The 22816-nt window shown below is 68.8% G+C and carries 19 protein-coding genes; 8 read left to right on the top strand and 11 right to left on the bottom strand.

The features are described from left to right. Window positions 1-72: 72 nt before the first annotated feature. From selA to fdnG, 5 genes are all read right to left on the bottom strand, one after another. Window positions 73-1539: an L-seryl-tRNA(Sec) selenium transferase gene (selA, locus tag K9U41_RS06890; protein WP_282640115.1), complete on the bottom strand. Its 1467-nt coding sequence runs from the start codon at window positions 1537-1539 to the stop codon at window positions 73-75. A 9-nt stretch (window positions 1540-1548) separates the two neighbouring features. Then, the gene (gene fdhE / locus K9U41_RS06885) at window positions 1549-2490 is read right to left on the bottom strand and encodes a formate dehydrogenase accessory protein FdhE (RefSeq protein WP_282640114.1); all 942 of its coding nucleotides are present in this window, start codon (window positions 2488-2490) and stop codon (window positions 1549-1551) included. Window positions 2491-2633: 143 nt separating this feature from the next. After that, a complete protein-coding gene (locus K9U41_RS06880; protein ID WP_282640113.1) occupies window positions 2634-3341 on the bottom strand; it encodes a formate dehydrogenase subunit gamma in 708 nt (235 codons plus the stop codon). Then, window positions 3338-4279, bottom strand: a complete 942-nt coding sequence (gene fdxH / locus K9U41_RS06875) for a formate dehydrogenase subunit beta (RefSeq protein ID WP_282640112.1) — start codon at window positions 4277-4279, stop codon at window positions 3338-3340. The genes K9U41_RS06880 and fdxH overlap by 4 nt, the downstream gene beginning before the upstream one ends. 18 nt (window positions 4280-4297) lie before the next feature. Next, window positions 4298-7384: a formate dehydrogenase-N subunit alpha gene (fdnG, locus tag K9U41_RS06870; RefSeq protein ID WP_282640111.1), complete on the bottom strand. Its 3087-nt coding sequence runs from the start codon at window positions 7382-7384 to the stop codon at window positions 4298-4300. Window positions 7385-7923: 539 nt separating this feature from the next. On the opposite strand from fdnG, the gene K9U41_RS06865 reads away from it, so the two are divergent. The 4 genes from K9U41_RS06865 to K9U41_RS06850 all read left to right on the top strand — a co-directional run bounded on the left by K9U41_RS06865 (window position 7924) and on the right by K9U41_RS06850 (window position 11401). Next, on the top strand, window positions 7924-8391 hold the full coding sequence (locus tag K9U41_RS06865; RefSeq protein WP_282640110.1) for a TlpA family protein disulfide reductase: 468 nt from the start codon (window positions 7924-7926) through the stop codon (window positions 8389-8391). A gap of 1 nt (window position 8392) precedes the next feature. Continuing rightward, entirely contained in the window at window positions 8393-9508 is a 1116-nt protein-coding gene (locus K9U41_RS06860; protein WP_282640109.1) for a transglutaminase-like domain-containing protein, read from the top strand. 231 nt (window positions 9509-9739) lie between these two features. Next, window positions 9740-10792 (top strand): selenide, water dikinase SelD, encoded by a 1053-nt coding sequence (gene selD / locus K9U41_RS06855; protein WP_282640108.1) that lies wholly within the window; start codon window positions 9740-9742, stop codon window positions 10790-10792. 252 nt (window positions 10793-11044) lie between these two features. After that, window positions 11045-11401: a hypothetical protein gene (locus K9U41_RS06850; RefSeq protein WP_282640107.1), complete on the top strand. Its 357-nt coding sequence runs from the start codon at window positions 11045-11047 to the stop codon at window positions 11399-11401. Here K9U41_RS06850 and K9U41_RS06845 read toward each other — a convergent pair. Beyond that, window positions 11355-12989 carry an AAA family ATPase gene (locus tag K9U41_RS06845; protein WP_282640106.1) on the bottom strand — a complete coding sequence of 545 codons (1635 nt, stop codon included), beginning with the start codon at window positions 12987-12989 and terminating at the stop codon, window positions 11355-11357. The two genes, K9U41_RS06850 and K9U41_RS06845, sit on opposite strands and share 47 nt — an antisense overlap. 125 nt (window positions 12990-13114) lie before the next feature. Further along, window positions 13115-14239 (bottom strand): NAD(P)-dependent alcohol dehydrogenase, encoded by a 1125-nt coding sequence (locus tag K9U41_RS06840; RefSeq protein ID WP_282640105.1) that lies wholly within the window; start codon window positions 14237-14239, stop codon window positions 13115-13117. A 244-nt stretch (window positions 14240-14483) separates the two neighbouring features. On the opposite strand from K9U41_RS06840, the gene K9U41_RS06835 reads away from it, so the two are divergent. The 3 genes from K9U41_RS06835 to K9U41_RS06825 all read left to right on the top strand — a co-directional run bounded on the left by K9U41_RS06835 (window position 14484) and on the right by K9U41_RS06825 (window position 16320). Next, entirely contained in the window at window positions 14484-14972 is a 489-nt protein-coding gene (locus tag K9U41_RS06835; protein WP_282640104.1) for a VOC family protein, read from the top strand. A gap of 148 nt (window positions 14973-15120) precedes the next feature. Next, window positions 15121-15453 carry a hypothetical protein gene (locus tag K9U41_RS06830; RefSeq protein WP_282640103.1) on the top strand — a complete coding sequence of 111 codons (333 nt, stop codon included), beginning with the start codon at window positions 15121-15123 and terminating at the stop codon, window positions 15451-15453. Window positions 15454-15492: 39 nt separating this feature from the next. Next, a complete protein-coding gene (locus K9U41_RS06825) occupies window positions 15493-16320 on the top strand; it encodes a sulfite exporter TauE/SafE family protein (RefSeq protein ID WP_282640102.1) in 828 nt (275 codons plus the stop codon). Window positions 16321-16377: 57 nt separating this feature from the next. On the opposite strand, the gene K9U41_RS06820 is transcribed toward K9U41_RS06825, so the two are convergent. The 4 genes from K9U41_RS06820 to K9U41_RS06805 form a co-directional block, all read right to left on the bottom strand. Continuing rightward, window positions 16378-18024, bottom strand: coding sequence for a GMC family oxidoreductase (locus K9U41_RS06820; protein WP_282640101.1), 1647 nt, complete (start codon window positions 18022-18024; stop codon window positions 16378-16380). After that, the gene (locus K9U41_RS06815; protein WP_282640100.1) at window positions 18017-18361 is read right to left on the bottom strand and encodes a hypothetical protein; all 345 of its coding nucleotides are present in this window, start codon (window positions 18359-18361) and stop codon (window positions 18017-18019) included. The genes K9U41_RS06820 and K9U41_RS06815 overlap by 8 nt, the downstream gene beginning before the upstream one ends. A 13-nt stretch (window positions 18362-18374) precedes the next feature. Then, entirely contained in the window at window positions 18375-19745 is a 1371-nt protein-coding gene (locus K9U41_RS06810) for a sugar porter family MFS transporter (protein ID WP_282640099.1), read from the bottom strand. Window positions 19746-19882: 137 nt separating this feature from the next. After that, the gene (locus tag K9U41_RS06805) at window positions 19883-21205 is read right to left on the bottom strand and encodes a DegT/DnrJ/EryC1/StrS family aminotransferase (protein WP_282640098.1); all 1323 of its coding nucleotides are present in this window, start codon (window positions 21203-21205) and stop codon (window positions 19883-19885) included. A gap of 158 nt (window positions 21206-21363) precedes the next feature. Between K9U41_RS06805 and K9U41_RS06800 the strand changes: the two genes are divergently transcribed. After that, entirely contained in the window at window positions 21364-22698 is a 1335-nt protein-coding gene (locus tag K9U41_RS06800) for a sugar porter family MFS transporter (protein ID WP_282640097.1), read from the top strand. Window positions 22699-22816: the final 118 nt, after the last annotated feature.

Raw genomic sequence — 22816 nt, 5'->3', positions numbered from 1 at the left:
GGGAAGGGGCGCACCCGTGGCGGAGCGACGGCCTCCGGCGTCTCGCCCGGTCCCCCCTTGCCCTTCAGTCGGTCAAGCCAGCTCATGAGCCCCCTCCAAAGCGGTCACGGACGCAAGAAACGCCGCTTCGTCTTCAAGGCATCTCAAATCGAGCACAAGAGCGTTATCGTCAATCCGTCCGATGACCGGAACCGGCAGGCGGCGCAGCCCATCGGCGAGCCGGTTGAGTGCGCCGCCGCTGCCGTCGCGGCTGCGAATGGCAAGGCCGACGCCATCCAGCGTCTGCATCGGCAAGGCGCCGGAGCCGATCTGGCTGCGACATGCCGTAGCGTCAATGGTAAAGGAGGACCCGAGGATCGTGGCCATGGCGGGCGCGAGGCGCGCGGCCTGGGCGGCCATGTCTTCCGATCGGCGGGTGAGGTATCGCAGTGTGGGCAGGCGCTCGGCGAGGCGATCGGGGTCGCGGTAGAGGCGCAGCGTCGCCTCGATGGCCGCAAGGCGCACCTTGTCCAGCCGCAGCGCCCGCTTCATGGGATTCTTGTTGATCCTGGCGATGAGGTCGCGCCGGCCCACGATGAAGCCCGCCTGCGGGCCGCCGAGCAGCTTGTCGCCGGAGAAGGTGACGATGCCCGCCCCCTCGGCTACCGCTTCCCGCACCGTGGGCTCGTGGACCAGCCCGTAGCGGGTGAGGTCCGCCAGGGTGCCGGAGCCGAGGTCGTTGATGAGCGGCACTCCGCCGGCCTGCGCGATCTGCGCCAGCTCGCGCGGCGATACCTCCCTGGTGAAGCCCTCGATGCGGTAGTTGGAGGTATGCACCTTCAGGATCACGCCGGTCTCGGGACGGATGGCGTCGCGATAGTCGCGGGCATGGGTGCGGTTGGTGGTGCCCACCTCGTCCAGCTCCGCGCCGGCCCGGCGCATGATCTCCGGCATGCGGAAGGCGCCGCCGATCTCGATCAGCTCCCCGCGCGAGACGATGGCCGGCTGGCCCAGCGACAGGGTGTTCAGCACCAGCAGCACGGCGGCGGCGTTGTTGTTGACGAGGGTGGCGTCTTCCGCCCCCGTCAGCTCGCAGACGAGGCTGCGCACATGGTCGTCGCGCTCGCCGCGCCTGCCGCCGTCGAGGTCGTATTCCAGGGCGACCGCGCTGCGCATGGCCCGCACCGCCGCTTCCACCGCCTCCTCGGCGAAGATGGCGCGGCCCAGATTGGTGTGCAGCACCGTGCCGGTGAGGTTGAACACCGGCCTGAGGCTGGGGGCCGCCGCCGCGTCCAGCCGGGCGAGGGCGGCGGCGGCGATCTCCTCCGGCGTCGCCGGGCTGCCGGCGCCGGCGCGCAGGGCGGCGCGGCGCTCGTCGAGGGCGGCGCGCACGGCCGCGGTGGCCGCCTGGCGGCCGTGGCGTTCCGTGGCGGCGCGGGCGATCTGCGTCTTCAGCACGGCATCGACGGAGGGCAGCACGCGCAGGGGCGCGTCGGGAGCGGCCCCGGGGCGGGCGACCAGGGGTGCGGCGGCGTGCGCTGACACAACATGCGCTGACATGACCGCCCCTCAATAGCCCAGCAGGAAGGGGTTGAAGGTGGAGCGCCGGTAGGGCCCCTCCTTCTGCTTGAGGTCGAGGCCGAGGCTGGCCACGTCGTCGGCGACGGGATCGAGATCCGGGTCTTTCGAGAGGTAGAGAACCTTGGCGTAGGAGTGGCAGGTGTCGCAGGTCTCGGCCTTGATGGACCCGTCTCCGCCTTCCACTTCCTGATAGGCGATGCCCCCGGTGGAGCCGCAGGCGGTGCAGCGCACCCGCACGACGTTCCACAGGGTGCCGCACAGGGAGCAGGCGCAGTAGCGCGCGCCGTGGGCGGCGGGCCAGTCCACCACCACGCTCGCCACCGGGGGGCCGCCGCAGGCCGGGCAGACGCCCTCCCCCACCGGCACCAGGCGCGTGGCGTCGAGACCCGAGGCGCGGCGGGCGAAATGCACCTGGAGCGCCGCCGCCACATAAAGATGCTCGGCCAGCGCTTCAACCGGAATGGCATCGGCGAGCACGTTGCGGATCATCTCGCCATGCTCCGCGTCCGAGGCGGCCAGCACCCGGGCGAGCGCAGCCTCTGCCGGCTCCGGCTTCTCGATGGCGCGGGCCTGGGACAACAGCCGGTCGAAGATGGATTCGAACGCCGCATCCGCGGTGAAGTGGCTGCGGTCCAGCGGCGGCATCTCGTGGGTCCGGGCGCGTTCCACCGCTTCCGCATCGGCCGGTTCGGGCGCGGGGGCGCGTTCCGCCGCCACATGCTGGGCGCGGGCGACGTGGGCCAGGAACGAGAGATAGGCGCCGAGCGGATGGCCCTGCGCCAGACGGCTGAAGCGCTCGGCGCGGCGCGCAAACAGGGTCGCCGGGTCCGGCAGGTGGGCAAAGGCCGGCGCGGTGACCCCTTCCAGCACCGAGGGGTCGGGCATGATGGAGCCGGGAGGACTGGAGAACGGACCGGACGAACGCACCATTTAAACCTCACGAACCTCACGGGTCACGTGCAAGAGCGTTTTCGAGCGAAGTGGATACCGGTTCGCGTGAAGAAAACGCGCTAAAACGCTCTGACAGCCCGGCCGCGCGAGGCCGCAGCCGGGCTTGCATTATACGCCTCGAACTATTCCGCGGGAGTCCCCCGCGTCCCCGAGTTGCCGGGGGGCTTGCGGGAGACGAGTTCGCGGAGCCATTTGCGGTGGTGCCGCCACGCCCAGCCGCCGGTCACCTGCCCGCGCGTCATGGCGCTGATGGTGCCCTTCACCCAGATGGCGGCATAGACGTGGATGATCCACACGCAAATGATCGCCACCGCCGCCACGGCGTGCACCAGCAGGGCGACCCGCTGCTGCCCGATGCTGGTGAAGGTGGAGAAATAGGCGTTCCAGATCACGACGCCGGAGGCGATCAGCACGACGATCAGGAACGACATGCCCCAGAACACCAGCTTCTGGCCGGCATTGTACTTGCCCAGCTCGGGCAGCTTCTCCTCGTGGCCGGCGATGACGTCGCGGATGCGCCGCATCCAGGTGCCGTCCTCGCTCTTCCACAGGTTGGCCTTCCAGAAGCGGAAGAACATGCCGGTGAAGGAGAAGAACAGCACCACCCCGATCCAGGGATGGAGGGTGCGCGTCATCTGTCCCCCACCGAACAGGCCGGTGAGGAAGAACAGGCTGGGGTGGAACAGGGCAAGGCCCGAAATCGCCAAAAGGATCAGGCTGATGGCCGTGATCCAGTGGTTGATGCGAGCGCCCACCGTGTAGCGGTCCACCTGCACCGGGTGGCCGGGATGGACCGCATCGCCGGATTCCACGTCATAGGGCGCGCTCATGAACGGCCTCCCCCGGTCAGCTTCTCGGCGTTGGCCTCGTCTTCCGGCGTCACCTTGTTGGCGCCCGCCACCAGATAGTGCAGGGCGCCGGCGACGGCGGCGAAGCCTATGACGCCGAGACCGACATATTTGGTGACGCCCTTCCAGGCTTCCACGATGCGGCTGATGCGCGGATTGTCCGGCAGGCCCGCATAGAGGGAGGGCTGGTCGGCGTGCTGGAGCACGTACATCACATGGGTGCCGCCGACGCCGGGCGGATCGTAGAGGCCCGCATTCTTGTAGCCGCGGGATTTCAGATCCGTGATGCGCCCTTCGGCCCATTCCTTCATCTGCGCCTTGGTGCCGAACACGATGGCCTGGGTGGGGCACGCCTTCTGGCAGGCGGGACCCTGGCCCACGGCCACGCGGTCGGAGCACAAGGTGCACTTGTAGGCCTTGTGATCGGTCTTGGAGATGCGGGGAATGTTGAAGGGACAGCCCTTCACGCAATAGCCGCAGCCGATGCACTTGTCGTGGTCGAAGTCCACGATGCCGTTGGAATACTGCACGATGGCGCCGGGCGCCGGGCAGGCCTTCAGGCAGCCCGGATCGGCGCAATGCATGCAGCCGTCCTTGCGGATGAGCCATTCGAGGTTGTCGGTCTCAGGGTTCACCCACTCGGTGAAGCGCATGAGCGTCAACGAGTTCTCGGTCAGGTCCGGCGGGTTGGTGTAGGAGCCGTTGAAGGTGCCGATCTCCTCATGGAGTTCGTTCCATTCGAGGCACGCCGCCTGGCAGGCCTTGCAGCCGATGCACTTCGACACGTCGATGAGCTTGGCCACTGGCTCCTTGAACTCCACCGGCACCCGCAGGTTGGAGGCCGAGCGCCGGATGAGGTCATTGTCGCCCAGCTTCGCCGGGGTGGCGGTGACCGGAGGGTTCGGGATCGGAGGAAACATGGCTGGTTCTCCTTCTCCTTACGCCACCGGCCCGGTGGAGGGCTCGATGTTGACCAGGAACGCCTTGAACTCGGGCGTCTCGATGTTCGCGTCACCCACGAACGGGGTGAGCACGTTGGCCGGGAAGCCCTTCTTCGCCGCGCCCACGAAGCCCCAGTGGATGGGGATGCCCACGATGTGCACCGGCTTGCCGTCCACCATCAGCGGACGGATGCGCTTGGTGACATAGGCCTTGGCGAAGACGGAGCCGCGCTTCGACCACACCCGGACCCAGCCGGCATTGGCGATGTTCTTCTCCTTCGCCAGTTCCTCGGAGATTTCCACGAAGAATTCGGGCTGGAGCACCGCATTCACGTGGTTGTTCTTGGTCCAGTAGTGGAAATGCTCGGTCAGGCGGTAGGAGGTCGCCGCATAGGGGAACTCCTTGGACGCCGGCTCGGCGAACTGGGCGAAGTCGTCCTTGAACACCCGTGCCACCGGATTGCCCCGGATCTTCGGGGCGATGAGGTTGGCGACCGGGCTCTCGAACGGCTCGTAGTGCACCGGGAACGGGCCTTCCCGCATCATGCCCCGGGCGAACAGGCGCGAAACGCCTTCCGGGTTCATGATGAAGGGTCCCACATCCTGCGGCTTGGCGGTCACGGCGATGTCGGGCACGTCGTAGCCGGTCCATTTCGCCCCGTCCCACTCGATCAGCTTGCGCGTGGGGTCCCACGGCTTGCCGTCGATGTCGCAGGAGGCGCGGTTGTAGAGGATGCGCCGGTTCGCTGGCCAGGCGAACGACCATTTCAGGTAGGCGCCGGTGGCGTCGGGATCGGAATTGTCCCGCCGGGCCATCATGTTGCCGGCCTCGGTGTAGCTGCCGGAATAGATCCAGCAGCCCGCCGCGGTGGAGCCGTCGTCGCGCAGGACGCCGAAGCTTGCCACCTGCTTGCCGGCTTCCAGGACCTTCTTGGTGGGATCGTTGGGGTCCAGCACGTCCTTCAGCACCGAGCCGTTCAGCTCCTTGGTAAGCTCGACGGCGGTGGGCTCGTGCGGGTCCTTGTAATTCCACGTCAGGTTGAGGATGGGATCGGGGAAGGCGCCGCCCTCCTTGCGATACAGCTCCTTCATCCGCAGGTGGATGCCGGACATGATGGCGGCATCGGTCCGCGCCTCGCCCGGAGGCGAGCCCGCCGGCCAGTGCCACTGGATCCAGCGCCCGGAATTGACCAGCGAACCCTCGTCCTCCGCGAAGCAGGTGGTGGGCAGCTGGATCACCTCGGTCTGGATCTTCGCCGTATCCGCCGGATTGTAGACGCCGTGGTTCTCCCAGAAGCGGGCGGTCTCGGTCTGGAGCGGGTCCATGACCACGAGCAGCTTGAGCTTCGAAAGCGCCTCGGCGAGCTTGCCCCGGTTGGGGAAGGCCTGCATGGGGTTGAAGCCCTGGCAGACGTAGTTGTTGATCTTGCCCTGCTTCATCAGCTCGAAGGCGCGCAGGATGTCGTAGGCCGGCACGTCGAGCTTGGGCAGGTAGTCGAACGCCCAGTTGTTCTCCGCGGTGGCGGCGTCGCCCCACATGGCCTTCTGGAAACTGACGAAGAACTTCTTGTAGTTCTGCCAGTAGCTCATCTGGTTGGGACGCAGCGGCTTGAAGCCGCGGGTGGACATGTAGGCGTTGAAGTCGGGTTCCCGCTCCGTGGGCAGGGTGAGATAGCCGGGGATCATGTTGGACATGAGCCCGACGTCGGTCAGCCCCTGGATGTTGGAATGGCCGCGCAACGCATTCATGCCGCCGCCGCGCACGCCGATATTCCCGAGGATCAGCTGCAGCATCGCCATGGTGCGGATGTTCTGCGATCCCTTGGAATGCTGGGTCCAGCCGAGCGCATACATGGAGGTCATCGTCTTGGTCTTGGACGAGCACTCCGCGATCATGGACGCCACTTTCAGGAACTTGTCCTTCGGCGTACCGGTGATGCGCTCCACCAACTCGGGCGTGTACTGGGCGACGTGGGCCTTCAGCAGGTTCCACACGCAGCGCGGATGCTGGAGGGTGTCGTCCACCACCGCATAGCCGTCGGGACCGATGTCATAGTCCCAGGTGGAGCGGTTGTAGTCGCGCTTTTCCGCATCGTAGCCGGTGAACAGCCCGTCCTGGTAGGCGAAGCCCTCCTTGACGATGTAGCTGGCGTTGGTGAACGCCTTCACATAGTCCCACTGCACCTTGTCGTTGGCGATGCAATAGTTGATGACGCCATTGAGGAAGGCGATGTCCGAGCCTTGGCGGATCGGCGCGTAATAGTCCGCCACCGCGGCCGAGCGCGTGAAGCGCGGGTCCACGACGATGAGCTTGGCGCCACGGGTGGCTTTCGCCTCCGTAACCCATTTGAATCCACACGGGTGCGCTTCAGCGGCATTGCCGCCCATGATGACGACGAGGTCCGTGTTCCGAATGTCGGTCCACGAATTGGTCATCGCGCCACGGCCAAAAGTTGGGCCCAAACTGGACACCGTGGGGCCGTGTCAAACCCGCGCCTGGTTGTCGAACACCAGCATGCCGAGCGAACGTACCGTCTTGTACGTGCACCAGGCGGTTTCGTTGGTCGTCGCCGAGGCGGCGAGGAAGCCGGTGGTGGTCCACCGGTTCACGGTCACGCCGTCCTTGTTTTTGGCGATGAAGTTGGCGTCGCGGTCGTCCTTGAATGCGCGCGCGATCTTGTCGAGCGCCGCGTCCCAGGTGATGCGCTCGAACTTGTCGGATCCCGCGCGCCGGATCATGGGATATTGCAGGCGCGTCTCGGACTTGACGATGTCGAGCAGGGCCGCGCCCTTGGGGCAGAGCGTGCCGCGATTGGTGGGATGGTCGCTGTCACCCTCGATATGGGTGATGTCGGCCTTTTCCCCCTTCGCAAGATTGCCCTTGGAAAAGATCAGGATGCCGCAGGCCACCGAGCAATAGGTGCAGGTGTTGCGCACTTCCGTGGTGTTGACGAGGCGGAACGGCTTGATGGTGGAGGCATAGGCCTCCTCGATGGCGCCGAAGCCCATCGCCCCAAGGGTTGTTCCAGCCACGCCCGCGCCCGCCGTTTTCAGAAACTGGCGGCGCGAAAGCTCCATGTTCATCGAAGGAAACCTCCGACCCTGTGAGCCCCGAACCGGGGACCGTTGAGGGCGGCTCCCGGAGGCCGCCCGATACCGTATTCCACACTGTGGGACGCTATTTTGGAACTGGAAAGATGTCAATTAACGCAGGGACAACTTCCTGTGTCTCCACCAGATTTTCTGCGCGCGTTTATGTTGCAATGCAATAGAGACGCAAGTTTTGGATAGAAACACCGTGCGTTCTTGAAATTTCAGTTGCAATGGCCGGAGCCCGGGCGCGGGAGCGGCTTGAGTTCACAGACTTGAGCGTTGACCGGCCGCGCCACCTGATCCAGATTGCCGGGGTGAAAATCATGTTCGCTCCCGAGTGTCGGGGCTCACAGCGTGTTTCATCTTTCCCCCCGAAAGATCAGGGCGCCGCCGGTTTCGTGCGTGGCTCAGCGCGCGCGGCCCTGAGCGCGGCCTGTCGCGCGCTTCTGGCCATCGCCGCCCTGCCGGCGGGTGCTTCCGCGGATGCAGCCGCGAGGGATCCCCAACAGGCGCTTCAGCCCCTTCGTCCCGTGGCCGGCCAGCCCCTCGCCCCCGCGCTGCGGCTGGAGGCCCTCGACGGGCCGGCATTCGACCTTGCCCAGTCCCACGGTGTCACGGTGGTCCACTTCTTCGCCACCTGGTGCGCGCCGTGCCGCACCGAACTGCCGGCCCTCGCGCGGTTCGCCGCCCGCACGCCGCAGGTGAGCGTGGTGCTCGTGGATGTGGCCGAAGTGCCGGCGCGGGTGCGGCGCTTCTTTGCTGATCAGCCTGCGCCGGGGCCGGTGCTGATGGATCTCGACCGCGCCGCCGCGCGCGCCTTCGGCGTCAGCCTTCTGCCCGCCAGCTTCGTGGTCGCCGAAGGGCGCATCGCGCTGGCGGCGGAGGGGGAGGCGGCGTGGGACAGTCCCGATACCCATACGGCCATCACCGGATTGCTAGGGGCGGGCGGCCGTCCCGGTCCTGCGGACAATAACCAAGAAAGCCAGGAGGAGCAGTGACATGACCACGAGACGAGACCTGCTGAAGGCCGGCGCCCTCGCCGCCGCCGCCGGGGTCCTGCCCCGCGCGGCCTTTGCCCAACAGGCCGCCGCCCCGCAGATTTTCGCGCCCACGGTGGGCCAGTGGCGCAGCTACCAGATCGTCACCACGGTGGAGATTATGAAGCCGGAGGGCCAGGTCCAGGCGTGGCTTCCGGTGGCCTCCTTCTCCAACCCCGACTGGTTCAAGCCGGGCGAAAACACCTGGACCACCAATGCCCGGTCCGCCGGACTGGTGCGCGATCCCCATTCGGGGGCGGACATGCTGCATCTCGTCTTCGCGGACGGCGAGAAGGCGCCGCGGGTGGAACTCACCAGCCGGGCCACCAGCCGCGACTGGGCGGTGGACCTGACGCAGCCCGGCAGGCCGGCCCCTCTGGCCGCCGCCGAGCGCGTGCGCAACACGGCGTCGACCGATCTCATTCCCACCGACGGCATCGTGAAGGCGACCTCCGACAAGATCACCGCCGGCAAGACCGGCGAGCTGGAGAAGGTGCGCGCCATCTTCGAGTGGATCGTCGAGAACACCTATCGCAACCCGGCGACGCGGGGCTGCGGCATCGGCGATATCGCGGCGCTGCTCAAGAGCGGCGATCTCGGCGGCAAGTGCGCCGACCTCAACGCCCTGTTCGTGGGCCTGGTGCGGGCGCAGGACATTCCGGCCCGCGATGTCTACGGCCTGCGGGTGGTGCCCTCGCGCTTCGGCTACAAGAGCCTCGGCGCCAATTCCGAGATCGTCACCAAGGCCCAGCACTGCCGCGCCGAGGTGTTCCTCTCCGATTTCGGCTGGGTGCCCATGGACCCCGCCGACGTGCGCAAGGTTGTTCTGGAAGAGCCGCCGGGCAAGCTCGGCCTCGACGACCCCAAGGTGGCGGCGGCCCGCAAGGCCCTGTTCGGAGGCTGGGAGGGCAACTGGTTCGCCTTCAATACGGCCCACGACGTGGCGCTGCCGGGCTATGCCGGCCCGCGCCTCGGCTTCCTCATGTATCCGCAGGCCGCCAACGCGGCGGGGCTGCTCGACTGCCTCGACCCGGACAGTTTCAAGTATGTCATCCGCGCCTCCGAAATCGCGGTGTGACCACCCTCGCCGGTCGGGGCGAAGGCCCCCGTCGCCATGCCGGGTCGGAACGCCTTTCGAGACGGAACGACTCCCAGGGGCGTGGCGGAAGCGACGGGGGTTCCCGCCGGCGGGATCAGCGCAGGGTCCGTTGGGTTTCCAGCCTGAACGGACCGGCCATTCAATGGGATGAGGGCGCGCTGGCCCGCCGGGATGCGGCGGATCGTGTGCCTGGGAAATGGAAAACGTACCATGCTCGACGTGCCTGCCGTCCGCCTCACCAGCCTCGCCCATGGCGGCGGCTGCGGCTGCAAGCTCGCCCCCTCGGTGCTGCAGGACCTGCTGGCCGGGCAGGCGCAGGGCGGGCCGTTCGAGCGCCTGCTCGTGGGCACCGAGACAGGCGATGACGCGGCGGTGTGGGACCTCGACGGCGGGACCGCCATCATCGCCACCACGGACTTCTTCATGCCCATGGTGGACGATCCCGACCATTTCGGCCGCATCGCCGCCACCAATGCCATCTCCGACATCTATGCCATGGGCGGCACCCCGCTGATGGCGCTTGCCATCCTCGGCATGCCGCTGGGCAAGATCGACACCGCGACCGTGCGCGCCATCCTCGGCGGCGGCGCGGCCATCTGCGCGCAGGCGGGCATCCCCGTGGCGGGCGGGCATTCCATCGACTGCCCGGAGCCGGTCTACGGCCTCGCCGTGATCGGCTCGGCGCCGCGCGGACGCATCCGCCGCAATTCCACCGCCCGGCCGGGGGATGCGCTGATCCTCACCAAGGCGCTGGGGGTGGGGGTCTATTCCGCCGCCTTCAAGAAGGAGGCGCTGGGCAAGGCCGCCTATGACGAGATGCTGGCCTCGGTCACCAAGCTCAACCGCATCGGCACCGAGCTGGCGCAGGACGAGGCGGTCCACGCCATCACCGACGTGACCGGCTTCGGCATTCTCGGCCATAGCCTCGAAATGGCGCGCGGCTCCGGGGCCACGCTGCGGCTGTCGCGGGCGGCGCTGCCATGGCTGTCCGAGGCGGAGCATCTGGTGCAGCAGGGCTTCGTCACCGGCGCCTCCCACCGCAACTGGGCGAGCTACGGCCACGAGGTGGACCTGCCGGAGGGCACGCCCGACTGGCAGCGCCATCTGCTCACCGATCCCCAGACCTCCGGCGGGCTGCTGGTGGCCTGTGCTCCCGAGGCGGCGGACCGGCTGCTGGCCGCCATTCACGCTGCCGGTTATCGCGCCGCCGCCCGCATCGGCACGGTGGAGGCGGGGCCGGGGCGCGTGGTGGTGGAGGGCTGAGGCCTCCGGTTGGAGCCTTCGGCACGGGCCACCCTTCCGGAGGGACAAGACGGGAACCCTGCGGTTTTTCGGGACGTTCTCCCAAATGAAAGGAGAACGGCCATGGCCTCGAACGCACCATGCCGACCGGCGGTAAGCTTGTCTCATCGCCCGTCGGTACAAGCCCGCGCGGCGCATGCGCGCAATCCTCTCGGCAGCGGTCAAAGACCGGGGCCGTTGGCAGCACCGACAGCGCTCCGGCGCGCCTCTCCCGTGATTATCCCGCAAGGCGCCCTCACGGGCGCGCGGGTTTTCGCCACCGGCCTCGTGGGGGCGGTCATGTTTGTTCTCGCCTCGGCGGGACCTTCGCCCGCGGCGGCGGCGGGCGCCGCAGGGCCGGAAAAGGGCGTTTGCGATCAGCAGCCCCACGCGGCGGCCACGCCTCCGGCGCACGGCGCGACCTCCGGCACCGAGCCGGGCGGCGCCGGCTCCACCGGCTGGTCCGGCGGCACCGGCGGGTCCTACATCGGCACCACGCCGCAGGCGTCGACCCCCGGCTCTCCCGACCGTCAGCCGGAGGTGGTCACGGGGTTGGACCCGAAGGCGGAGCCGCCGAAGGCGCCGTGCTGAGGGACGGCGCACGGGTCCAGCTGATGTCGCCCAGGTCATAGGCAAGCTGCCGGCGCACCACGGCCGCGTCGGCATCGGAGGCATCGCCCGAGCGGGCTTCCACGCGCCGGATCAGTTCGCCTTCCGGCGCCTCCAGCCACCAGCCGTGAAAATCCGCGCCGGCCTGCCGCGCCACCTCACCGATGGCGTCGCGCTCGTCCGGCCGGGCATGGACCGCATCCACGATCACGCTGTGGCCGGTGACGAGCACCCGCGCCGCCAGCGTCCGCAGGCGGGCGTAGACCTCCTTCGTCGCCTCCGGGGTATAGGCATCCGGAGGCAGTTTCTGCGTCTCCGCCGTGCCGGCGAGGCGCTTGCGCTCGATGTCGCTGCGCAGGATCACCGCGCCGGGCGCGCGTCCGAGCGCCGGCGCCATGCGGGCCGCCCACGTGCTCTTGCCGCTGCCGGAAAGGCCGCCCACGGCCCACAGGGACGGGCGGCCGGGTCCTGCCTCGGGCAGGGTCCTGCCGTCGGGGAGCGGCAGTGTGCGCGGCTCGGCCCGACCCGGATCGAGAAAGGCGAGGGCCTGCGCGAAGGCGGCGCGTACCCGCCGCTCCCCCTCGGCCTTGCGTTCCGCGGCCAGATGCGTGAGCCCGGCGGCTTCCACCTTGGCGCGGATGCCGGCCCGCAGGCTGAGGAAGAAGGGCAGGGCTTCGAGCCCGTCGATCTGCTCGTCCGCGCTCGCCCACAGATAGCGGTTGAGGATGGCGTTGGCTTCCGCGGGAAGCTTCCGTTGCCACAGGTCCATCAGCAGGAAGGCGAGGTCGTAGAGGAGGTCGCAGGTGGCGATGTCGTCGTTGAACTCGATGGCATCGAACAGCACCGGCCGTCCGTCCAGCAGCACGATGTTGCGCAGGTGCATGTCGCCGTGGCAGCGGCGCACGAAGCCGGCTGCGCTGCGGGCCTGCAGCAGGGGTGTGATGCGGGCGAGCGCCTGTTGGGAGGACTGCGCGAGGGCGGCCGCTTCGGCGGGTGGGAACAGATCCGCCCGCGCGGCAAACTCCCTCGTATTGTCGTCGAGATAGGCGCCCAGGCGCCCGGCCGTGTCGAACCCCCGGCAAACCGGCGCGGCCGCATGGGCTTCAAGAACCGTCGCCGCCAGCGCCTTGGCGAGGTCGGGCGAAAATTCCCCCCGCTCCGCCACCTTGTCCAGGGTGAGGCCGGTGTCGAAGCGACGCATCTTCACCGCATGCTCCACCACCTCGCCCGCGCCCCCCAGCGCCAGGCCGTTGGGCGTGCGCACGATGGGCACCACGCCGAGATAAAGCCCCGGCGCCCCCGCGCCGCTGATGGCCACTTCCGCATGGCAGGCGGCGCGGCGCTTCTCAGGCGTGGAGAAATCCATGAAGGGGAAGAACACCGCCCGCTTCACCTTGTAGGCGAACGGGCCGGCGAGGAAAACGGCCGCCCCGTGGGTGTCGATGCGCACCACCTTGTCCGTGATGCCATGGGTGGCGGGATCTTCCAGCAGGGCGAAGATGGCGCTCTGGTCGCCTACCACATGGTCGGGCGCGGCGGGCGGTGCGGGCGTGTCCGTCGGCGCCGTCATGGATCGTCCAGTCTCGTAAGGAATCCGCCCCGGCACGGGGCCGGGGCGGGACCACTTTATACCATCGGCCTCGGTCTGCGACCGATGCCGAGAGGGTCACGCTCACGCGCCGCGCGGGCTGCTTCTTAAGGCGTGATGGCCACCTTGAGAACGCCGTCGCGCTGGTGCGAGAACAGGTCATAGGCCTTTTCGATGTCGTCCAGCTTGAAGCGATGGGTGACGAGGGCGCGGGCATCCACGCGGCCCGAAGCCACCACATCCATCAGGCGGCGCATGCGCTCCTTGCCGCCGGGGCACAGGGAGGTGACGATACGATTGTCCCCGAGGCCCGCCGCGAAGGCATCGAGCGGGATCTTCAGGTCGCTGGAATAGACCCCCAGCGAGGAGAGGGTGCCGCCGGGCCGCAGCACGCGCAGGGCGGCCTCGAAGGTCTCCTGCCGGCCGAGGGCCTCGATGGCCACGTCCACGCCGCGCCCGTCGGTGAGGCGCAGGATCTCCTCCACGGGGTCCACCTTGGAGAAGTCCACCACCTCGTCGGCCCCCATGGCGCGGGCGACGTTGAGGCGCTCGCCCACCCGGTCCACGGCGATGATGCGGGTGGCGCCCATGAGCCGGGCGCCGGCCGTGGCGCACAGGCCGATGGGCCCCTGCGCGAATACGGCCACGGTATCGCCGATGCGCACCTTGCCGCTCTCGGCGCCGGCAAAGCCGGTGGACATGATGTCCGGGCACATGAGCACCTGCTCGTCACCGAGGGCTTCCGGCACCGGGGCGAGGTTGGTCATGGCGTCGGGCACCACCAGATATTCGGCTTGGGCGCCGTCGATGGTGTTGCCGAAGCGCCAGCCGCCCATGGGCTTGAAGCCGTGCTTCATGCGCGGGCCGTCCTGCGAGGCGCAGCCGCAGAGGCAGGCGTTGGAATAGCCCGACGGGGTGATGGCGCCGGCAATCACGCGCTGGCCCTCGGCGAAGCCCTCCACCGCCGAGCCCAGCTTCTCGATGATGCCCACCGGCTCGTGGCCGATGGTGAGGCCCTTCTCGACCGGATATTCGCCCTTGAGGATATGGACATCCGTGCCGCAGATGGTGGTGGTGGTGATGCGGATGAGGGCATCAAGCGGCCCCACGTCCGGGATGGGCTTCTCGTCGAGGACGATGCGGTTCTTCTCCACGAAGATGGCCGCCTTCATCTTCGCCTTGCCGGGGCGGTTGCGCTCGACGAAGCCGGGGCGTTCGATGGTCTCGGTCATGGCGTTCCTTCCTATCCGTCCCCGGTGGGGAAACGTGGGGACGCTTCGGTGCTGCGGTAACTGGTTAGGACAGCCGCTCCGGCGCGGCATTGACGCCGGTCAACCGGGGCGAGGGCCGTGTCCGCGCGTCGTCCGGCCCTTTCACGGCCTGGCAGCGCAGGCGGCCGGAAAAATCCGCCCCCGCCTGTCGGCCCGGCGGGACCGTGGGCGTCCTTGGGACGGGACGCAAGCGAGGATTGCTGCCATGGCCACCATTTCGACCCCGAAGATCTCGCCCTGCCTGTGGTTCGACGGCGATGCGGAAGACGCCGCACGCTTCTATGTCTCGCTGTTCCCGGACAGTGCCATCGCCAGCGTGCACCGCAACGCCATGGAGGGGCCGTCCGGGCCGGAAGGCTCGGTGCTGATGGTGGTGTTCACCCTCGCGGGCCAGCGCTTCCTCGCGCTCAATGGCGGGCAGAAGATGGAATACACCCACGCCATCTCCTTCCAGGTGGATTGCGAGGACCAGACGGAGGTGGACCGCCTGTGGGCGGCCTTCACCGCCGAGGGGCGGGAGGAGCAGTGCGGCTGGCTGCGCGATCGCTGGGGCGTCGCCTGGCAGATCGTGCCGCGCGTCGTCCCGCAGCTTCTGTCCGATCCTGATCCGGCGAAGGCGCGTCGAGTGATGGCGGCCCTGTTCCAGATGGTGAAGCTGGATGTCGCCGCGCTGGAGCAGGCGGCGGCGGGATAGCGCGCCTTCAGGTGACAGGAAACGCCGCCTGCGCGGCGACGGCGCCGTGTGTGCCCGGGCGTTCGGGTGTAGATTGAGGCCGGCCCGGAAAGGCCGGTCTTTTCTTTTCAGGACGCGGCTGCGTCGTCATTTTTCAAGCGAGGATTTCATGGTTCAGGAGAATGCGGCCGGCGAGACCGACGCGCCCCAGATTTCGCCCGCCGCTCTGGAGCGCTGGCAGACCTTTGCCGACGACACGCCGCTGCAGCTCACGCTGACCAAGGGCGATCTGGACAATCTGCTGCTGGCCCTGCGCAATCTCGCCATCGGCCAGAGCGAGCTGGTGGCGGCCCTCGCCGCCCATACCAATCAGGACCAGGAAGCCGCTGTCGATGCCATGGTGCGGGCCAACGAGGTGGCGCGCGTTGCATTCGGACGCATCAATGCGCTGATCTCGGCGGTCATGGGCGCGGCCACGCCCGCGGCCGGCGGCGGGCGCTGACGCTGCGGTCCCTGGCGAAGGGCGATCCGGAGCACGGCAATGTCCAGGGATGACCGGCCGGATCGCGATGGCCGCCGCACGGTGCCGCGCGTGTTCGGGGGCGGGGCGCTCATCGGCACGCTGGGCGGGCTGATCGGGCTCGGCGGTGCCGAGTTCCGCCTGCCCCTGCTCATGGGGGCGTTCGGCTTCTCGGGGCTGGAGGCGGTGATCCTCAACAAGGCCGTGAGCCTGGTGGTGGTGGCCACCGCCCTCCCGTTCCGCGCCCGCACGGTGCCGCTGGCGGAGGTGGCGGCGCACTGGCCGATCATCCTCGACCTGCTCGCCGGGAGTCTTGCCGGTGCGTGGATCGGGGCGGGCTGGGCGGTGCGCCTGAAATCCCAGACGCTGCACCGAGTGATCGTGGTGCTGCTCGTCGCCATCGCCGGGGTGCTGGCGCTGTGGCACGACACCGCCGCCCACGACCCGCTGCTGCACGGCTGGGTCCAGATGGTGGCGGGGGCCGGCAGCGGCTTCGCCATCGGCATCTTCGCGTCGCTGCTGGGGGTGGCCGGCGGGGAATTGCTCATTCCCACGCTGGTGGTGCTGTTCGGGCTCGACATCAAGCTGGCCGGCAGCCTGTCGCTGGCCATCAGCCTGCCCACCATGCTCGCGGGATTTGCCCGCTATAGCCAGGACCGCAGCTTCGCCGTGCTGGGCCGCAACCGGCGCTTCGTCCTCGTCATGTCCGTGGGCTCGGTGGCCGGGACCCTCATCGGCGGCCAGTTGCTGGGCCTGGTGCCGGACGCGGTGCTGCTGCCGCTCCTGGCCGTCATCCTGCTGGTGTCGGCCTACAAGATCTGGCGGCACGAGGACGCCGCGCCCGCCTGAAGTCGCAAGGCTTCAGGCGGGGTCTTGGGCTTCAGGCGGGCGAGCGGCGCTCGGGCCTCAGGCGTGGGCCGGCTGGGCGGGGGCGGCCGCGCCGGAGCGGGCCTTCTCCACCAGATGGCCGGCGAGGCGGTGGGCCATGGCCATAATGGTGAGGGTGAGGTGCTTGTCGGGGAGCACCGGCACCACGCCGCCGTCGCAGACATAGACATTGTCGAGGTCGTGGCACTTCAGGTCCGCGTCCACCACGCCCTTGGCCGGGTCCGCCGAGATGGCGGTGGTGCCGGCATAATGGATGCCGGTGCCGGTATTGTCCCGCGACGGATAGATGGAGGTGGCCCCCGCATGGCGCAGCACGGTGCGGCCCCAGGCTTCCATGGCGTCCATCATCCGGTCCGTCTTGGCGGAGGCGGCGAAGTCCACGGTCACATGGCGCACGCCGAAGCGGTCGTAGCTGCCCGCCGGCCGCACCCGGTTGGCGGGGTTGGGATCGCCGGCGCAGAACAGGCCCAGCGTCACATAGCTGTGGAACATGAAGCGGGACAGCCGCTCCTTCATGAAGGGCGGGAAGCGCTTCATGCCCACGAGATAATGCGGTACATCCGGCACGCCGTGGATGGCATGGCCGATGAAGGGGAATTCCTCCCCGTCCGGCAGAGTGCCCCGCGACAGCAGGATCAGCAGGTCGCCGTAGCCGATGTCGAAATCCCGCCCGCTGCCCCACAGCTTCCACAGGGAGGTGGAGAGCACGGACTTGGGATTGTCCTGCAGCCGCAGGCCGAGCTGGCCGAAGGTGTTGCCCATGCCCTCCGGGGCCACGTCGTCGGCCGAGTTGAACAGGATGCGCGGGCTCTCGATGGCGCCGGTGGCCAGCACCACCGTGTCGGCGGTGAGCAGGCGCGATTCGCCGGTGGCCATGTCGCGATATTCCACGCCCATGACCCGGCGCGAGCCGGGCTCGCGCAGCAGCCGCACCACCTTGGCCCCGGTGCGCAGCTCGTAGTTCGGCAGCTTCGCGATCTCCGGCAGCAGGCGGGCGGTGAACTTGTAGACCGCGCCGGTGGGGCAGCCGGAGGTGCAGATGCCGGTGGAGGTGCAGGCGTTGGGGCTGTCGGGACGGGTGTCGATGGCCTTGCGGTTGGGAATGGCGCGGGAGTAGGGCTCCTCCAGGGCGTTCACCGCATCGATGATCATATGGTCGGCGGGCCGCAGGGGCTTGGGCGTCACATAGATGCCGTCGGGCAGCTCGGGGATGTCTTCCTTGGTCCCGCACACCACGATGCGGCGCTCCACCGCGTCATAGTGCGGCGCCAGCTCCGCGTAGCGGAACGGCCAGTCGGCGAAATCCTTCTCGGAAAAGCGCACGCTCACGCCGTTCCACAGGTTCTGCAGGCCGTTGACCTGGAGGATCTGGTAGTGGCGGAAGCCGCCCTCCGGCCAGCCGGTGGAGCCGTCCTCGCCCTTCTCGAACAAAGGATGGACGAACAGGCTGTCGTGGGGCTCGGCGGGCCACACCGTGTTGGCGCGGATGCCGAAGTCGAGCGCGGTGCCCGGCGGGTCGATGCGCTTGAAGTGGTCGTCCGCCAGCTGGCCGCCCTGCTCCAGGGAGACCACGTTGAGGCCGGCCTTGGCGAGTTCGTAGGCGAGGATGCCGCCACCGGCGCCGGTGCCGACGACGATCACATCGCAATGGGCCGCTTCAGCCACGCACGCCTCCCAGGGGCCACTCGCCCACCGTGCTCAGGAAAGCCGGCGAGGCGAAATAAACGTATTCGAAGAAGGTGTGCACCGCCGCTGCGTCGTCGCCCAGGTGCGCGCGCCCGATGTCGCCGCCCTCGGTGAAGCCGGCGCGTTCGGCGATGCGCCGGAAGGCGGCGTTGAGCTGGTCGTTGAGCATCACGATGCGGACCAGGTCGGGCAGCAGCGGCTCCAGCTCGCGGTGGTAGTGGTCCAGCGGCAGCACCGCCGCGACGAGCCGCTCGAAATCGAGCGGCGCCGCGGTGGGGCTCACGGCTTCGGCTTCGGCTTCGGGAGGGTTGGCCATGGCTGGGCGCTCCTCAGGCGGCGCGGGGCGTGAAGCGGCCGAGGTCCCGCAGGGGGCGGCCGCTGTCGAGGTGGCGCTCGATCTCCTCCAGGCTGACGCCGGAGGTTTCGGGCACCAGCCACTGGGTGAAGGCGAGGCCGACCACGCACACCACCGCATAGAGGCCGAACACGCCGGCCAGGCCGAACTCGGCCACCAGCACCGGGAAGCTGAACACCACCAGGAAGTTGAAACCCCAGTTGACCAGCGAGGCGATGCTCATGCCCAGCGCCCGCACGTCAAGCGGGAAGACTTCCGACATCATGACCCAAGGCAGCGGGCCGATGGCGACGGCGAAGGAGGCCATGTAGAGCACCAGCCCGCCGAGGGCGAGCTTGCCCATCATCTCGCTGCCGGTGGCGGCGCCGATGGCGATGACGCCCAGCGCCACCGCCGTGCCGGCGAAGCCGATCAGCAGCAGCAGCCGCCGGCCCAGCCGGTCGATGAGCATCATGCCGACGATGGTCATGAGCACGTTGACCACGCCGATGCCCGCGGTGGCCAGGATCTGGGTGGTGGTGGAGCTGAAGCCGGACAGCTCGAACACGGTGGGGGCGTAATAGATCACCGCGTTGATGCCGGAGAGCTGCTGCAGCAGGAACAGGCCCATGGCGACGATGAGCGCCGGCCGCACCCGGGGGGTGAGCAGGTCGGACAGGCGCGCCTTGCGGGTCTCGTCCTGGACCGCGCCGGCGCGGATCTCGGCGAACTCGGCCTTCACCGCGGGATCGCTCTCCGGCTTCTCGCGCATGCGGGCAAGCGCGGCGCGGGCCTCGGCTTCCCGTCCGCGCACCGCGAGCCAGCGCGGGGTGTCCGACAGGCCGAAGATGCCCACGAACAGGGCGATGGCGGGCACCGCGCCCACCGCGAACATCCAGCGCCAGGATTCGTCGAAGGCGTAGCCCACCACATAGGCGCCGAGGATGCCGAGGGTGATGGCGAGCTGGTAGATGGAGACCAGCATGCCGCGCTGGGCCGCCGGCGCGCATTCGGAGATGTAGAGCGGCGCCATCATGGCGGCGACGCCGACGCCGAGGCCGATGATCAGCCGGGCGAAGGTGAGGGTCCACAGCCCGAAGGCGAGGCCGCTCAGGAGCGCGCCGATCACGAACAGCACGGCGGCGGCCAGCAGCAGCCGGCGCCGGCCCAGGGGCAAGGCGAGGCGGCCGGCGACGATGGCGCCGAGGAAGGCGCCGAACGGCACCGCCGCCGTCATCATACCCTCGGCGACGGGATCGATGCCGAGGTCGCGGCGCAGCGGCGCGAGGGCGCCGGCGATGACGCCTTCGTCGAAGCCGAACAGCGCCCCGGCAATGCCGGCTATGGCTGCGATGAGGTACATCATGGGCGCCCCTCCCGAAGTGCGGTTTCTGGTGTTTGTTGTGCTGGACCCCGGACGGGGCTTGGTGCGCGATCCGATCAGATTGACTTAAATCCGATCGATGGATCGCCCCTTTCAATCAGAGATGGAGAACGCGTGTTCTAGGCCAGCACGACTTTCGCCACCTTGCGCATGGCGGTGATGATGTCATCCACGTCCTGCGCCGTGAGCGTCGAGGCGATGGTGAGCAGCGCGCCGCGGGCGTTCAACTCGTCGCAATGGGGCAGGGCGCCGGCGGCATAGCTGTAGTCGGCACCGAACGCATTGGAAGGGTGGGTCCAGGGGAAGCCGTCGCGGCTGTCGGACCGCTTGTGCACCAGGCTCGGAATGTTCGAGTACCAGTGCATGCCCCATTCCCGCATGGTGAGGCAGGCCAGCGAGCCGGGCGGCCCGGCGATGCCTTCCGCGCGCAGCGCATCCACGAAGCGGCGGGCCGTGGCCTCGTCCTTCAGCGTCATGATGAGGAAGGGGCCGGTGTCGCCCGCCGGGTCGGGAATGGTGCGGAAGCCGAGGCCGGGCGTGCCTTCCAGCGCGTCGCGGATGCGCCACTTGGCGGAGCGCATGGCGCCGGTGATCTGCGGCAGCTTGCGCATCTGGGCGAGGCACATGGCGCCGGTCAGCTCCGACATGCGGGCGCCGACGCCCCACAGCTGGCAGGTCTCGTCCGAGGTGTCGAGCCGGCCCTGGGCGTTGCGCGGATAGCCGAGGTCGTGCAGCGCCACGATGCGGCGGTAGAGGTCGTCGCGCTCGGTCACCACCATGCCGCCGTCGCCGGAGGTCATGTTCTTGTTGAGCTGGAACGAGAAGATGCCCACGTCGCCGAAAGTGCCCACGGCCTTGCCGTTCTGGCTGGAGCCGGCGGTCTGGGCGCAATCCTCGATGAGGCCGATGCCGCGCTCGCGGCAGATGCGGGCGACCTCCGCCACACGCCCCGGTGCCCCGCTCATGTGCACCATGAGCGCGGCGCGGGTGTTGGGGCCGATCTTGCGCTCCACGTCGGCGGGATCGAGGGTGAAGCAGTCGTCCACGTCCACGAGGCGCGGGATTGCGCCGGCGCGCACCACGGCGCTCACGCAGCTCACCCACAGATAGCCGGGCACCAATACTTCGTCGCCGGGGCCGATCTCAAGAGCGGACATGGCGATGGACAGGGCGGCCGTCCCGGAGGACACGCCGAGCGCATGCTTGTGGCCGAACGCGGCGCACCACTCCTTCTCGAGGGTGTCCACCATGTGCTGGAGGTCCGGCCCATAGAAGCGGAAGGGGCTCTTGGCGCGCACCACGCGGGAGACCAGCTCCAGCTCCTCGTCGCCGATCCAGTGGGCGCCGGGCAGCTCCCACGGCAGCGGCGCCTTGCGGACCGGCTCCCCCCCCTCGATGGCCAGACGGTTGGCGTGCTCATGCGCAGCGGCCGAGGCAGTCACGTGGCGCTCTCCCCTGAATACCGGATTTGTCGATTGGAAACTGTCGTGCCGGGATTTTTGCTGTACTTATGCTCCAGCCTCGCCGCAGCTTACAAGTCCTTTCCGTGTGGCGGCTAAGGAATACCTCACCGCGGCTGCGGACCTTCCGGAGCGACCTCATGAAGACGCTGCTGCTCACGGCCAGTCTCGTGCTGCTGTTCGGCATTCTGTTTGGTTTCAGCACAGCATCCATCGCAGGTGTCGTCGAGGCCATCGCCCAGGCTTTCGCCCTGTCCACCCGCGCCACCGAGATGGTGGTGACCTCCCTGTTAGTCGGCTGCTTCGTGGGGGCCGCCGCCGCCGCGCCGGTGTCGGCGCGAATCGGTCGACGCCCCGCCTGCCTGCTCGCCGCCCTGCTGGCCATTGCCGGCTATATTCTCATTCCGTTGGGACAAGGCGTTGCACCCGGGGCGGGCATGCTGGTGGCCGCCCGCATCCTCATCGGGCTCGGGGTCGGCCTGTCGTCCATGGTGGTGCCCATGTATGCGGCGGAGGTGACGCCGGCGCGACACCGGGGGGCGGTGGTCTCCCTGTTCCAGCTCGCCATCACCGTCGGCATCCTCGCCGGCTATGCGGTGCCGCTGGCGCTGATCGGCCGCGCCTCCTGGCAGCAGATGCTGGGCGGCGGGGTGCTGATCGCGGTGGCCTGCGCCGCCATCGTCCTGCTGCTTCCCGAAAGCCCGCGCTGGCTCAGGTCCAGGGGCATGAGCGCGCGTGCGGAAGCGGCCGCCCGGGCGCTGGGCATCTCCGCCGAGATGGGGGAGGAGCGCGCACCCGACGGGGCCAACTGGCGCGCCGTGCTCGGCCGCGGCGCCACCGGGGCAGTGCTGGTGCTGTGCAGCGTGCTGTTCGTGCTGCAGAACTTCTCCGGCATCGACGGCATACTCTATTACGCACCGCACATCTTCACCGAGCTGGGCTTTCCGGCGGGGGTCGCGGCGCTGGCCGCCACCTTCGGCCTCGGCCTGTTCAACGTCATCGCCACCATTGCCGCCATGGCGCTGGTGGACCGGCTCGGCCGCCGGCCGCTGCTGATCGCGGGTTCGGCGGCCATGGCGGTGAGCCTTGGCGCCGTCATCGTCGCGGCGCTGGCCGACTGGCCGTGGGTGGCGCTGGCGGGGCTGTGCGCCTACATCGTCGCCTTCGCCCTCAGCCTCGGGCCCTTGCCCTATGTGCTCATGTCGGAGCTGTTCCCCTCCGCCATCCGGGAGCGGGGCATCGCGGTGGCCTCGGCCACCAGCTGGCTCTTCAACGGCATCGTCGCCGGCACCTTCCTGTCGGTGGTGCAGGGCATCGGCCTTGCGGGCACCATCGGCATCTTCTTCGTGGTCTGCGTGCTGTCGCTGGTGGTCTCGGTGCTGTTCGTGCCGGAGACGCGCCGCGTGGGGCTGGAGGAGATCGAGGCCGATGTGCTCGATGGACGGCCGCTGCGGCAGCTCGGCGCCGGCGGCTGAACTCCGTCCAAGGCGCGCGGCCAAGGGGGCTGCCCGGCCGACTTCACGCAAGGTCAAGACGGGTCCGCGCGCTCTGGCCGCGCCCGGCGACCTCCGCTATAGGGTACGCGGTTGCAGT

It is taken from the genome of Xanthobacter autotrophicus, assembly GCF_029991245.1.
Classification (GTDB): Bacteria; Pseudomonadota; Alphaproteobacteria; order Rhizobiales; family Xanthobacteraceae; genus Xanthobacter; species Xanthobacter autotrophicus_C.
The sequence above is the reverse complement of the archived record's forward strand: the minus strand, read 5'-3'. Positions and strand labels throughout refer to the sequence as shown.